At 68.8% G+C, this 13,004-nt stretch carries 10 protein-coding genes and 1 pseudogene; 5 read left to right on the plus strand and 6 right to left on the minus strand.

From position 1 onward, the window contains the following. Positions 1-123: 123 nt before the first annotated feature. The 4 genes from ACFWF3_RS07160 to ACFWF3_RS07175 form a co-directional block, all read right to left on the minus strand. On the minus strand, positions 124-381 hold the full coding sequence (locus ACFWF3_RS07160) for an HPr family phosphocarrier protein (protein ID WP_101466146.1): 258 nt from the start codon (positions 379-381) through the stop codon (positions 124-126). A 26-nt stretch (positions 382-407) separates the two neighbouring features. Next, complete coding sequence (locus ACFWF3_RS07165) at positions 408-2,639, minus strand: fructose-specific PTS transporter subunit EIIC (protein WP_379312858.1); 2,232 nt, start codon at positions 2,637-2,639, stop codon at positions 408-410. 228 nt (positions 2,640-2,867) lie between these two features. Continuing rightward, entirely contained in the window at positions 2,868-3,857 is a 990-nt protein-coding gene (locus ACFWF3_RS07170; RefSeq protein ID WP_379312859.1) for a 1-phosphofructokinase family hexose kinase, read from the minus strand. Continuing rightward, positions 3,854-4,621 (minus strand): DeoR/GlpR family DNA-binding transcription regulator, encoded by a 768-nt coding sequence (locus tag ACFWF3_RS07175; RefSeq protein WP_379312860.1) that lies wholly within the window; start codon positions 4,619-4,621, stop codon positions 3,854-3,856. Before ACFWF3_RS07175 ends, ACFWF3_RS07170 begins: the two co-directional genes overlap by 4 nt. Positions 4,622-4,883: 262 nt before the next feature. Here ACFWF3_RS07175 and ACFWF3_RS07180 point away from each other — a divergent pair, with 262 nt between their 5' ends. Beyond that, complete coding sequence (locus tag ACFWF3_RS07180; RefSeq protein ID WP_379312861.1) at positions 4,884-5,702, plus strand: amino acid-binding protein; 819 nt, start codon at positions 4,884-4,886, stop codon at positions 5,700-5,702. A 3-nt stretch (positions 5,703-5,705) separates the two neighbouring features. On the opposite strand, the gene ACFWF3_RS07185 is transcribed toward ACFWF3_RS07180, so the two are convergent. Continuing rightward, the gene (locus ACFWF3_RS07185) at positions 5,706-5,930 is read right to left on the minus strand and encodes a hypothetical protein (RefSeq protein WP_378632882.1); all 225 of its coding nucleotides are present in this window, start codon (positions 5,928-5,930) and stop codon (positions 5,706-5,708) included. Positions 5,931-6,010: 80 nt separating this feature from the next. Here ACFWF3_RS07185 and ACFWF3_RS07190 point away from each other — a divergent pair, with 80 nt between their 5' ends. Further along, positions 6,011-7,186 carry an alpha-hydroxy-acid oxidizing protein gene (locus ACFWF3_RS07190; protein WP_379312863.1) on the plus strand — a complete coding sequence of 392 codons (1,176 nt, stop codon included), beginning with the start codon at positions 6,011-6,013 and terminating at the stop codon, positions 7,184-7,186. A 134-nt stretch (positions 7,187-7,320) separates the two neighbouring features. Then, on the plus strand, positions 7,321-8,073 hold the full coding sequence (locus tag ACFWF3_RS07195; RefSeq protein ID WP_378991358.1) for a DUF6319 family protein: 753 nt from the start codon (positions 7,321-7,323) through the stop codon (positions 8,071-8,073). Position 8,074: 1 nt separating this feature from the next. On the opposite strand, the gene ACFWF3_RS07200 is transcribed toward ACFWF3_RS07195, so the two are convergent. Next, positions 8,075-9,580 carry a diguanylate cyclase gene (locus tag ACFWF3_RS07200; protein ID WP_379312865.1) on the minus strand — a complete coding sequence of 502 codons (1,506 nt, stop codon included), beginning with the start codon at positions 9,578-9,580 and terminating at the stop codon, positions 8,075-8,077. 292 nt (positions 9,581-9,872) lie between these two features. Here ACFWF3_RS07200 and galK point away from each other — a divergent pair, with 292 nt between their 5' ends. After that, positions 9,873-10,979 (plus strand): galactokinase, encoded by a 1,107-nt coding sequence (gene galK / locus ACFWF3_RS07205; RefSeq protein ID WP_379312866.1) that lies wholly within the window; start codon positions 9,873-9,875, stop codon positions 10,977-10,979. 154 nt (positions 10,980-11,133) lie between these two features. After that, positions 11,134-12,853: pseudogene (locus ACFWF3_RS07210) on the plus strand (sodium:solute symporter family protein). Positions 12,854-13,004: the final 151 nt, after the last annotated feature.

Genomic DNA, 13,004 nt, shown 5'->3' on the forward strand with positions numbered 1-13,004 from the left:
TGGAGCAGCTCGGTAGCTCGCTGGGCTCATAACCCAGAGGTCGCAGGTTCAAATCCTGTCCCCGCTACAAAGAAAAGGCCCGGAACCACTGGTTCCGGGCCTTTTCCGTTTCTCCGGGTCGGTTCAGGCGTCGAGGTCGCTGGCGACGAGCTCGGCGATCTTGTCCAGAGTCGGCTGATCGTCGCTGGTGATCACCACCTCGGCGCCCTGGCCCGCGCCGAGGGTCATGATCATCAGCGCGGAGCCCGCGTCTACCGGGTCGCCGCCCGTGACCGCGATGGTGACGGGAACGCCTGCCGCGCCGACCGCTTCGGCGATGAGGGCCGCGGGGCGGGCGTGCAGGCCGACCGAGGAGCCGACGGTGACGGTGGTGCTTGCCATGGGATATCTCCTTGTGTGCGAATGGATTACGCGGTGGTGAGAACGGGGGCGACGGACTGCTTACCGGTGAGTTCCTTGGCGAGGGTGACGCAGGCCGCGGCGACGAGCGTGCCGGCGACCAGCGACACCAGGAACCAGCCGAGGTGCCCGATCGCGAAGAACACGAAGATGCCGCCGTGCGGTGCGCTCGAGGTGACGTCGGTGGCCATGATCAGTCCGCCGGTCACCGCGCCGCCGACCATCATCGACGGCAGCACCCGCAGCGGGTCGGCGGCGGCGAACGGGATCGCGCCCTCGGAGATGAACGAGGCGCCGAGCAGCCAGGCCGCCTTGCCGTTCTCGCGTTCGGCCTCGGTGTAGAGGCGCGGGCGCAGCACGGTCGACAAGGCCATCGCCAGCGGCGGCACCATGCCCGCGGCCATCACCGCGGCCATGATCCGCAGGGTCGCGGTATCGGTGACCGAGAGTCCGGCGGCGGCGAACGAGTAGGCGGCCTTGTTGACCGGACCACCCAGGTCGAAGCACATCATCACGCCCAGGATGACGCCGAGCGCGATGGCGGAGGTGCCGGACAGGCCGTTGAGCCAGTCGGTGAGCCCGTTGGTCACGGCGGCCAGGGGCTTGCCGAGCAGGACGAACATCAAGATGCCGACGATCGCCGACGCCAGCAGCGGGATGACCACCACCGGCATGAGCCCGCGCGCCCACGTGGGCACCGACAGCTTGCTCACCCACAGCGCCGCGAATCCGGCCACCAGACCGCCGACCAGGCCGCCGAGGAATCCCGCGCCGACGAAGACCGCGATCGCGCCCGCGGTGAAACCCGGCGCCAGGCCGGGACGGTCGGCGATCGCGAAGGCGATGTACCCGGCCAGCGCCGGGACCAGGAAGCTGAAGGCGAGCGAGCCGATCTGGAAGAGCACGGCGCCGACATAGGTGGCCAGACCGCCGTCGGGCAGGTCGGTGATCGAGTTGTCGAGCACGATCGTCTTCGCGCTGTCGGAGATCTCGTAGCCGCCGAGCAGGAAGCTCAGGGCGATCAGCAGACCACCCGCGGCGACGAACGGGATCATGTAACTGACGCCGGTGAGCAGGATCTGGCGCAGGCGGGTGCCCCAGCCGATGCCCTTGGCCGCCGCCTGCGAGGGCGCGGGCGCGGTACCGCCGACGGTGGCGGCACTCGCGGTGGTACTCGCCGCGACGGCCTCCGCGATCATCGTGTCGGGCTCGTTGATGGCGCGTTTGACGCCGGACTCGACCACCGGCTTGCCCGCGAACCGGCTTCGGTCCTTCACCCCGACATCGGTGGCGAAGATGACGGCGTCGGCGTCGGCGATCGTGGCCGGGTCGAGCGTGTCGCCCCCGCTCGAGCCCTGGGTTTCCACCGCCACGTCGACGCCGGCGCGTTCGCCCGCGGCGACCAGGGCGTCAGCGGCCATGTAGGTGTGGGCGATGCCGGTCGGGCAGGCGGTGACCGCGACGATCCTCTTCGGCGCACCGGACTTCGCCGTGCCGACGGCCGGTGCATCGCCTCCAGTTGATGCTGGGTTGTCGCCCGGGTGTCCGGTGGGGGCCGTCGTCGCGCCATCGGTTGTCGCGCCGGAACCAGCCACGCCCACTGCGGCGGTACCGGCTGCCGCCGCGCCGACTCCGATGGCCGATGACTCGGAGACGGGAGTCGCGTCCCTCTCGCCCGCAGCGGAGGAGGTCCCAGTTCCGCCGTCGGCGGGCGAACCGGACCCGGCCGCACCAGCCGATCCCGTCGCCGCTGTGCCACCGGGGGAAGGTGTGGTCGCGGCCGGTGGGGGATTGATGACGCCGTCGACCAGGGCGACCACGTCTGCCGGTGTCGCGGCGGCGCGTAGGTCGGCGACGAAGGCAGGCCGGACCAGTGCGCGAGCCAGCGACGACAACAATTTCATGTGCTCCGCGCCCGCGCCTTCCGGAGCGGCGATCAGGAAGACCAGATCGGCGGGCCCGTCGGGAGCGCCGAAATCGACGGCGGGTGCGAGTCGGGCGAAAACCAGCGAGGCGGTGGTGACGGCGGCCGATCGGCAGTGCGGGATCGCGATGCCGCCGGGTAGCCCGGTGGCCGATTGCGACTCCCTGGCGAGGGCGGCTTCGGCCACCGCGGCGACGTCGGTCGCGCGGCCCGTGGCGGCGAGCTTGTCCGCGAGCGCGGTGATCACGGTGCTCTTGTCGGCGCCGAGATCGGCGTCGAGCGCGATCAGGTCTGGGGTGATGATCGAATCGGCCATCGTCGTGTCTTTCCGGAGTGGGGGTGGAGCAGGAGCTTGTCGGGTCCAGCGGTGTCGATCGGCGCGGTTATCGGCGTCGGCCGGTGGGGTAGCGCTGGGTGATGGATGTGTGGCGGTGGTGTTCGCCGTCTGCGGCCGGATCTCGGATCAGCGGCGGACGAACGCGCAAGTCGCAGCGGTTCGAGTGTGGCGATGGGCGAAGGCGCCGGGCGCCGATCGTGGGGACGTTCATGCCGGGGCCGATGGTCGGTCGGCGGTGAGTGGGTGCGCGGTGACGGCTTCGAGGACGATGTCAGCGGGGCCGGGTAGTCCGGTGCCGGGGAGCGCGGTGGCGGCACTGCCGTAGGCGACGGCGGTGCGCAGGCGGTCGGCGGGGGGTTCGCCCGCGAGGTCGGCGAGCAGGTAGCCGGCCAGGGCCGAGTCGCCCGCGCCGACAGTGCTGCGCGCGACGATCGGCGGGGCGGCGGCGAACCACGCGTCCTCGGCGGTGACCAGGACGGCGCCCGCCGCGCCCAGGGTTGCCAGCACCGCGCCGACGCCACGGTCGATCAGTTTCACGGCGGCTTCGGCCGCGGCCGTGGGGTTTTCGAGGTCGACGGCGTCGAGACCGGTGAGCTGAGCCAGCTCTTCCGAGTTGGGTTTGATGAGATCCGGTGTGGCGCCGACTGATTCGGCGAACAGGGCGAGCAGCGGAGCATCGGAGGTATCGACGGCGACGCGGGGGCCACGCGTTCTGTTCGGCGACAGGCACGGTGTGGACAACGTCGCGACGAGCTGCGCGTACCAGTCGACGGGCACGCCCGGCGGTAGTGATCCGGACAGCACGATCCACTCGGCTCCCGTGGCCACCTCCACGAGCAGCGCCGTGAGCTCGGCCAGATCGCGCGCAGTCAAGGGACGGCCGGGCTCGTTGATCTTGGTCGTGGTGCCGTCGGATTCGGCGATGGTCAGATTCACCCTCGGCCCACCGGTCACCTGCACCGCGCGGAATTCGATTCCCGCCGTGCGTAATCCGTGCACCACGGGGTCGTCGTCGCCCCCCGGTAGCACCGCCGTGACCGCCGCCCCACCCCCGGACACCACCCGTGCGACATTGACTCCCTTGCCGCCGGGGTGCGACGTGACACTCGCCGCGCGATGCACCTGCCCGCGCCGCAACGGCTCGGTGAGGGTGATCGTGCGGTCGACACTCGGGTTCGCGGTCAGCGTGACGATCATGCGAGCACCACCTCGATTCCTTCGGCGACCAGTTCCGCGTGTGCGGTGGCCGGGATGTCGGTATCGGTGACCAGGACGTCGACCTCGGCGGCACGGCCGAAGCGCACGAAGTCCTCGCGCCCGATCTTGCTCGCGTCGGCGACCACGACGACCCGGTCGGCGGCGGCGATCATCGCGCGTTTCACGGCGGCTTCCTCCGGATCGGGGGTGGACAGCCCGTGTCGCACGGTCAGCGCGTTGGTGCCCAGAAACGCGACGTCGACCCGCAATTCGCCGAGCAGTCGCAAGGTCTCGGCGCCGACGGCGGCCTGGGTGACGCCGCGAACCCGCCCACCGAGCAGATGCAACCGCACACCCGTGAAGCCGGTGAGGCGCGCGGCGACCGGCAGCGAGTTGGTGACGGTGACCAGGTCGAGGTCGGCCGGCATGGCCGCGGCCACCCGCACGGTCGTCGTGCCCGCGTCGAACAGCACGCTGCCGCCCGCTCGCGGCAGGTACCGCTGCGCGAGTTCGGCGATCCGGTCCTTCTCCGCGGCGCGCGTGCTGTCGCGCTCGGCGGTGCCCGGTTCGAAGGTCGTGAGCGCGCCGGAACCGACCGCGCCCCCGTGCACCCGCCGGATCACCCCGAGTCGGTCGAGCACCGCCAGATCGCGACGCACGGTTTCGGTGGTGACCCCGTACTGGTCGGCGAGTTCGGCGACGGAGACGCGCCCGCGATGCCCGATCAGGGTCGCGATCGCCTGCTGCCGTTCCTCGGCGTACATGGAGTTCCTCCGGTCTCGGTGAATCTTTATTTATGTTGTTTTATGCCCATTTATGTGGGTTTGTCAATGGATTTTGGTGAGCTGAGTCACAACCGTTGCCCTCCGGCTATCGACGCAATGGTGCCGGCAGTCACACCCGAACAGCGCGGGTGCTCGACATCACTGCGGAAATCGGTGCAGGTCAACAGCTTTGGCGCGCGCTTTCACGTCGCTGTTACGCACCTCGTCCAAGATCGACACGAAGGCCGGAGACGCTGACCCCATGTGGCGATTCGCAGTGCGACCCCGTGTCACGGTCCTGGCCTGCGAGGTATGCGGCAGACTGCCGCATCCCGGCCGGACCAGGCTCACGCTGGCCAAACTCGCGGCGGTGTTCCCGGTGGAGCTGGCGCTGCACGCGTTGGTCGTCCATGTGCACCCGCCGTACCTGCTGACCGTCGCCCTGCTCACGGTCACCACCACGATCCTGGTGATCTGGGTGGTGGAGCCGTCGGCGATGCGCATGCTCGGCGGCTGGCTGCACAGCCCGGAACTACGGCACCGCGACCGCATAGACTCCGCGCCCGCGCTCTGGCGGATCCGGGTGCGCCTGGCCGACCGTCCCGGCGCGCTCGAGACGCTGGCCAAACATCTCGCCCACCGCGACGCCAACATTCTCACCGTGCACGTGCACCAGCTGGAGGACGCCGTTCTCGACGAACTCGTCGTCGCCGCGCCCGCCGAGGTCACCGCGCACGCGATCACCTCCGCCGTGGAACACGCGGGAGGGTCCGGAGTGCGGGTCTGGCCCGCGACCGTGCTGTCGCTGATCGATGGTCAGACCAAGGCACTGGCCATCGCCGCCCGCATCGTCGGCGATCCGGACGAATTACCCTTGGCCGTCGCCGAGCTGCTGGGCGCGCGCTATCTCGCGCCCGGTACGCCCCAGGTGAGCGAACCGGGCGAGGGCACGCTGCTGGAACTGGACCGTGACGATCGTCGCTGGGGTTTCGTACGCCCCGACGAACCGTTCACCCCCGCGGAGATCGCCCGCGCGCATCGGCTCGCCGATCTGGCGGTGCTCACCGCGCGGCGACGGTGAGGTTCAGTCGAAGCCGAGGTCGCTGGTGAGCGGATCGCGTAGGGCGCCCTCGGCCGCCCGCAGACGATCGGTGACCGAGGTCAGCAGATCCATCGAATCCTGGGACAGCCCGAGCGCGAGGCGGGTCAGGTGACGGATGGCATCGCAATGGAAGAGGTCGGCGAGTAGAGCGTCCGGGTCGGCGGGCGCGGCCGAGTGTTCGACGACGGTCACGGCAGGGGCACTCACAATCTCGTATTTTCGAGTATGACGCACCTTACATCCACCCTGCGGTCCGTGAACCCCGGTCGGCGTGCGAAAGTGCAGCAATGAGTCAGTTCGCCGACTATCAGAACGAGATCTACCTGGCCGCGCTCGGTGGGATCCAGCCCGAATTTCCCATGGATTACGCGACGCTCGAGCGCAAAGCCACTGCGGCACTGCCGGATTCGTTGCTGAACTATATCGCAGGCGGGGCGGGCGACGAGCTCACGCAGCGGCGCAACGCCGAAGCGTTCGCCGATTGGGGTCTGGTGCCGCGAATGCTGGTCGGCGCCACCGAGCGCGACCTCGCCGTCACCGCCTTCGGTCACACGTTCGCCAGTCCGCTGTTCCTCGCACCGGTCGGGGTGATCGGTCTGGTCGGCGAGAAGGGCCACGGTGACATCGCGGTGGCCGAGGCGTCGGCGCAGACCGGTGTGCCCGCGATGTATTCGACGCTGATGGAGGATCCGCTCGAGGACGTCCGCCCGCACGCGGGCGACACGCCCTCGTTCTTCCAGCTGTACACGCCGAAGAACCGTGAGCTCGCCGAGAGCCTGGTGCACCGCGCCGAGGCCGCGGGGTACGCGGGGATCACGGTCACCCTCGACACCTGGGTGCCCGGTTGGCGTCCGCGCGACCTGGCCAGTGGGAACTTCCCGCAGCTGCGTGGGCACGTGCTGAAGAACTACACCAGCGACCCGGTCTTCCAGCAGATGGTCGGCTCCGACGATCCCAAATTGATTGTCCTGCACTGGATCGCGACCTTCGGCAATTCGCTGACCTGGGATGACCTCGGCTGGCTGCGGTCGATCACCGATCTGCCGCTGATCCTCAAGGGCATCTCCCATCCCGAGGACGCGCGCAAGGCGATCGACTTCGGCGCCGACGGCATCTACTGCTCCAATCACGGTGGGCGCCAGGCCAACGGCGGGCTGAGTGCGCTGGAGACCTTGCCCGCGGTCGTGGCCGCCTGTGACGATCGGGTGCCGGTGCTGTTCGACTCCGGGGTGCGCTCGGGCGCCGATGTGGTGAAGGCGCTCGGACTCGGCGCGACGATGGTCGGGCTCGGCAGGCCGTATGTGTACGCGCTCGCACTGGGTGGAGTGCGCGGCCTGGTGCATCTGCTGCGCAGCTACGCGGCCGAAGCGGACCTGCTGATGGCGGTCAACGGCTATCGCGATGTGGCCGCGGTGCGCGAGAACATCCGGCCGACGACGCGCGGCAACGCCACTCTCGGCTGAGAGTGGCGCGGCCCGGAATCCTCGCGCAGGAGGGTGTTTCGGGCCGTGTGGGCGGCTCGGGGGAGAACTTGTCGGTGCTGTGCGGCATCATCGGTGCGAAGACCACGCTGTAGCACCAACCCCCGGAGTCCACGATGTCCTCGCCGAGCACCAAGTCCGCATCCCGCCGATCAGCACCGCCGGTACTATCCGACGCCGAGCTCGCGCGTATCGCAGGCGAGCTCGCCGAGGGCAAACCGCCGATGGTGTGGTTCACCGCCGCCGCTGTCGGTGTCGCCGAGGGGAAGTCGGGCAAGGTTGTCGCGCTCGACGATCCGTCCGCGGGCGACTTCCTGCAGGTGCGGCCCACCGGTTCCAAAGATGTGCTCTCGTTCGGCCCGAGCGAGGTGACGCTGACCAAGCCGGCCCGCGGGACTACCGTAGCGCCGGGCGGATCCGCACGGACCCGCCCGGACAGTGCCCCCGCGCCGAGCAACCGAAAGGACAACACTGTGACCCAGCCGTCGACCCTGCCGAGCGCTGCTACGCCCGCGCCGAGGTCGCTCGCCCCGGTAGCCGATGATCCCAAGCCCGCCCCGGCAGCGCCGCGGCCGGCGAAGGCTCCCGCGGTGCGCAAGGCCAAGGTGGCCGAGGTGACCGTGACCCTCACCGGAACCGCCGACGGTGAGTGGACTGTCGATGTGATCAACGGTAAGAAGCGCAGTGTGAAGGGGTTGGCGGTCAGCAGTGCGGCCGTCGCTCAGGCCGCGAAGATCCTGCACCCCGAGGTAGAGGAAGTGGTGGCCGGGATTCTGGAGGCTGCTCGGGGGGCTCAGCAGGCGAAGGTCGCGCAGTTGCAGGCCGAGCTGGAGGCGGCTCGGAAGCTGTTGGAGGAGTTGGGGGACTGACCTACTGGGCCACCCGCTGAATCCGCGGGGAGGCGGAGATGCGCCGCCGCGTCGACGGCTTTCTCAGTTCGTCGTGGAAGCTGAGACCGAGGCGATATTCCTTGGCGTGATACATGGCGGCGTCGGCGGTGCGGATCAGGTCGTAGATGGTTGTCTCGGTGGGGCGGGTGGTCAGGCAGGCGACGCCGATGCTGGCGGTGATGGGGATTTCACCGCAGCTCAGTTCGAAGGGGCGGATGAAGGCGCCGAGGATGTGTTCGGCCAGCACGGCGGCTTCGGTGCGGCTGCGTGGTGCCAGGACCACGAATTCGTCGCCGCCGTAGCGGGCCGTGAGGTCGGCGCTGGCGGTGGTGCGGCGGATGCGGGACGCGGCGTTGGCGATGAGTTCGTCGCCGACGGCGTGACCGTAGCTGTCGTTCACCATTTTGAAGCCGTCGAGGTCGATGAACAGCAGACACAGTGGTTTTCCGGCCCACTGATCGCGATAGCGGTGTGGTGCGCGCAGCAGCGCGGCCCGGTTGAACAGCCCGGTGAGCAGGTCGTGGTCGGCCTGGTACTGGGCGCGGCGTTCGCTGCGCGTGCTGCGCGCGATGGCGCGTTCGCTGCGCACCAGGACACCGGCCAACAGCAACGTGAGCAGCGCGCAGATCACCACGCGGTCGACCACCCCGAGGTCGGCGCCGACCACACTCACCAGAGAGGCCGCCACCAGTGCCACCGCGATCATCCCGGCCCGCTGCCGCGATCGATGCGGTCCCACACTCTCGGCGTCGCGCAACCCGCCCATCGTCGGCTGCACCGCGGCCAGCCCGGCCAGCAGGTACGCCCACTGCTGCGGCACCAGCGCGACTTCGGGATCGACCGCGATCGTGCCTGCGGCAGTGAGGCTTTCGATCAACCCACCGATGAGTACGGCGATCAATGCGGCCTGCAACAACCGCAGCGATGTCTCCGAGCGGACCACCGTCGCCAGCGAATGCGCGAGCACGGTAGCCAGCAGCGCGTGGATCAGCGGATAGCTCGCGGCCGGCGCGGTATCGACGAACCCGGTGCTGTGCCGCAGGATCGGCGAGATCAGGAATGTCCACGAGGCCAGCAGCGCGCTGAGCCCGATGAGCGTCGAGTCCAGCCAGAGGTCGCGGGCATTGCGCAGTCGGTGCGGCTGCAACCAGCCGACGGCGGCCACGCCGAGGCACAGCGAGGCCGCCAACGTACACAGATCGTCGACCGGGTGCCAGCTCGGGTGCAGTCCGAGCGCGCGTATCGCGGTGCCCGTGGCGAACAGCGGCACCGACGCGGCCAGCAGGTACCAGGGCAGCCGGTGCGCGGGCCGATGGCGGTACATGCCGTACCCGATCATCGCCAGCGATCCCGCGACGATCACGATGAGCAGCAGAAACGGCAGCGCCCGGCCGCCCGCCAGCGGCGCGATCAGCACGGCCCCCGCCGCGCCGAGCGATACCGCGCACCGTCGCAGGCTCCCGTAGCGTGTCTCGCTGATGGTCATCAGCCCCCCTCGATCTTGCTGCGCACGCGACGAGCGTCGATTCGAATGTGAGGCCGGTGAATCACTCGAAGTATCGGCCGAGAGCACCGAGTGTTGTTGTCCGAGCACGATCCCCAGCCGGCAGTGCCGACGCTCAAAACCTTTACAACTCAGTCGATCATGACACGTCCACGGCCCTGCTGTCGATGCGTTGAGAGCATTGCCGCATACCGATTCGGCACCCGGTGCTCGACAGTTGCCCGCCGCGGTGTTCGGTGATGACATCGTCGCAGGAAGCGGAAGGGAAGTACGGGTGGAGAAGTGGATCGCGCCGGGCCGGGTGAACCTCATCGGCGAGCACACCGACTACAACGACGGGTTCGTCTTGCCGATCGCCCTGCCGCTCGGCGTCGTCTGCGCGGCCGGACCGCGCGGTGACGGGCTGGTGCGGCTCACCTCGGCGCAGCGGCCCGGTGAGGTCGTCGAGGTGGGCGTAGATGCTCTTGCGGCACAACGGGATCGGCTGCCCGGTTGGGCCCGCTATCCGCTCGGCGTCGTCAACGAATTCATCCGCGGCGGTCATCGCGTCAGCGGGGTGGACCTCGAACTCGACGGTGCGGTGCCGATCGGCGCGGGCCTGTCCTCGTCGGCGGCCCTGTGCTGCGCGGTGACGATCGCGCTGCGCGACCTGTTCGCGCCCGCGCTCACCGATCGGCGCATGGTCGAGATCGCCAGGGCGGCGGAGAACAGCTTCGCCGGAGTGCCGACGGGCCTGCTCGACCAGTCCGCCTCGATCCTGTGTACCGAGGGCCACGCCCTGTTCCTCGACATCCGCGCCTTCACCGCCTCGGAATCGGCTGCCGCCGAGCAGATTCCGTTCGATCTCGCCGCTGCCGGGCTGGCGTTGATCGTCGCCGACACCGGCCACCCGCACGATCTGGCAGACGGCGGATATGCCGAGCGGAGAGCCCAGTGCGAAGCCGCCGCCGCCGCGCTGAAGCTGTCCGCCCTGCGCGATGCCACCTCCGAAGACCTGCCACGCTTACGGGATCGAGTGCTGTGGCGTCGCGCGCGGCACGTGGTCACCGAGAACGCGCGGGTGCTCGCGGTCGTCGACCGGCTGCGCGCCGGTGCGGACCCGCGTTCGATCGGTGCGCTGCTCACGGCCTCGCACCACTCGCTGCGCGAGGACTTCGAGGTTTCCGCACCCGCGCTGGATCTCGCGGTCGACGCGGCACTCGACGCGGGCGCACACGGTGCGCGCATGGTCGGCGGTGGCTTCGGCGGCAGCATCATCGCCCTGGTCGAGCACGCCGACCGGGTGGCCGAGAACATCATGAACCGGTTCGCTACCACTGGGTTCGCCCCGCCCCGCGTCTTCGCCGTCGAGCCTGCCGCGGGTGCGCGCAGACTGGAGTGAACAGTTGTCCATTTTGTTCTGTGCGATTTCGCTGTGCGGCGCAGGACGGGCGCGCACAGTGGGAAGCACCCGAAACAGTTCGACGGACGACGCGACCCGCGCCGTGTGAACGACGCTCGTGTGCCGTCCGGCTCCAGGTCAGGAGGGACACGCTGTGCCGCTTGCCTTTTCGCCCGCCACCCTAGAAGCCTCGTCGACACTGCGGCTCGACGCCGCCCCCGTCGACTACGCGCTGGTCGCCCTGTACTTCGTCTTCGTCCTCGGCATCGGCCTCATTGCCCGGCGCCGGGTGTCGTCGAGTATCGACTTCTTCCTGTCGGGGCGCTCGCTGCCCGCGTGGGTCACCGGTCTCGCGTTCATCTCCGCCAATCTCGGCGCGGTGGAGATCATGGGCATGTCGGCCAACGGTGCCCAATACGGCTTCCCCACCTTCAACTACTTCTGGATCGGCGCCGTGCCCGCGATGCTGTTCCTCGGTGTGGTGATGATGCCGTTCTACTACGGCTCCAAGGTGCGGTCGGTGCCGGAATTCATGCGCAGGCGCTTCGGTACCGGCGCGCACCTGGTGAACGCGTTGAGCTTCGCGGTGGCCCAGGTGCTGATCGCGGGGGTGAACCTCTATCTGCTCGGCACCATCGTGAATGTGCTGCTGGGCTGGCCGCTGTGGATCTCGGTGGTCGTGGCCGCGGTGATCGTGCTGTCCTACGTCACCCTCGGCGGGCTCTCGGCCGCGATCTACAACGAGGTGCTGCAGTTCTTCGTGATCGTGGCCGCACTACTGCCGCTGACCCTGGTCGGCCTGCACCGTGTCGGCGGCTGGGACGGCTTGCAGGACAAGGTGTCCGGCTCACCGGGTGGCGCCGACCAGTTGCAGACCTGGCCGGGCAACGCGATGAGCGGATTCACCGACAACTTCGCCTCGATCATGGGCATCGTGTTCGGTCTGGGATTCGTTCTCTCCTTCGGGTATTGGACAACCAACTTCGTAGAAGTGCAGCGTGCCTTGGCCACTCACTCGATCTCGGCCGCGCAGCGCACCCCCCATCATCGGCGCCTATCCGAAGATGTTCATCCCGCTGATCGTGGTGATCCCCGGCATGATCAGCGCGGTCCTGGTGCCACAGATGATCGAGTACAAGCAGCAGGTCACCGCGAATCCCGATTTCGAGGGCGATGTCACCTACAACCAGGCGCTGTTGTTCTTGATGAAAGAGGTGCTGCCGAACGGCCTTCTCGGTGTCGGGCTCGCGGGTCTGCTGGCGGCGTTCATGGCCGGAATGGCGGCCAATGTCTCGGCGTTCAACACCGTGTTCAGCTTCGATCTGTGGCAGCAGTACATCCGTAAGGGTCGTCCCGACGGGTACTACCTGAAGGTCGGCAGGTTGGCCACGGTCGGTGCGACGGTGGCGGCGATCTTCACCGCGTTCATCGCGGGCGGGTTCAGCAACATGATGGACTACCTGCAGACCCTGTTCAGTTTCTTCAACGCACCGCTGTTCGCGACCTTCATCCTCGGCATGCTGTGGAAGCGGATGTCGCCGACCGCGGGCTGGGTCGGCCTGGTCAGTGGCACGCTCGCCGCCGTGTTCGTGTTCCTGCTCAACGAGACCGGCGTGACGAACCTGTCCGGGCAGGGCGCCAGCTTCGTCGCCGCGGGCGCCGCGTTCGTGGTCGACATCGCCGTCAGCGTCGCGGTCACCCTGGTGACCAGGCCGAAGCCGCCCGCCGAACTGGTCGGCCTGGTGTATTCCGAGACACCGAAGGCGATGCGCACCGACGCCGATGCCGACTCGCTGCCCTGGTACCAGCGGCCGACCCTGCTCGCCGGGATAGCCCTCGTGCTGGTGATCGCCCTCAACATCATCGTCGGATAAGGAGTCAGCACCATGCTTTTCGATATCCGCACCATTGTCGGTGCGCTGCTCGGCAGCTACGGCGTCGTCCTGGTGATCACCTCGCTGGTGCAGGACAGCGCGGCCCAGGAGGTCAAGACCGGCGGGATCGATGTGAATCTCTGGGCGGGGC

The sequence above is a fragment of the Nocardia sp. NPDC060220 genome (assembly GCF_042727815.1).
GTDB lineage: Bacteria > Actinomycetota > Actinomycetes > Mycobacteriales > Mycobacteriaceae > Nocardia.

What these genes read in the sequence shown, in the direction of transcription:
- ACFWF3_RS07160 (WP_101466146.1), bottom strand. Translation starts at nt 381, where the DNA reads ATGGCAAGCACCACCGTCACCGTCGGCTCCTCGGTCGGCCTGCACGCC.
- ACFWF3_RS07165 (WP_379312858.1), bottom strand. Translation starts at nt 2,639, where the DNA reads ATGGCCGATTCGATCATCACCCCAGACCTGATCGCGCTCGACGCCGAT.
- ACFWF3_RS07170 (WP_379312859.1), bottom strand. Translation starts at nt 3,857, where the DNA reads ATGATCGTCACGCTGACCGCGAACCCGAGTGTCGACCGCACGATCACC.
- ACFWF3_RS07175 (WP_379312860.1), bottom strand. Translation starts at nt 4,621, where the DNA reads ATGTACGCCGAGGAACGGCAGCAGGCGATCGCGACCCTGATCGGGCAT.
- ACFWF3_RS07180 (WP_379312861.1), top strand. Translation starts at nt 4,884, where the DNA reads ATGTGGCGATTCGCAGTGCGACCCCGTGTCACGGTCCTGGCCTGCGAG.
- ACFWF3_RS07190 (WP_379312863.1), top strand. Translation starts at nt 6,011, where the DNA reads ATGAGTCAGTTCGCCGACTATCAGAACGAGATCTACCTGGCCGCGCTC.
- ACFWF3_RS07195 (WP_378991358.1), top strand. Translation starts at nt 7,321, where the DNA reads ATGTCCTCGCCGAGCACCAAGTCCGCATCCCGCCGATCAGCACCGCCG.
- ACFWF3_RS07200 (WP_379312865.1), bottom strand. Translation starts at nt 9,580, where the DNA reads ATGACCATCAGCGAGACACGCTACGGGAGCCTGCGACGGTGCGCGGTA.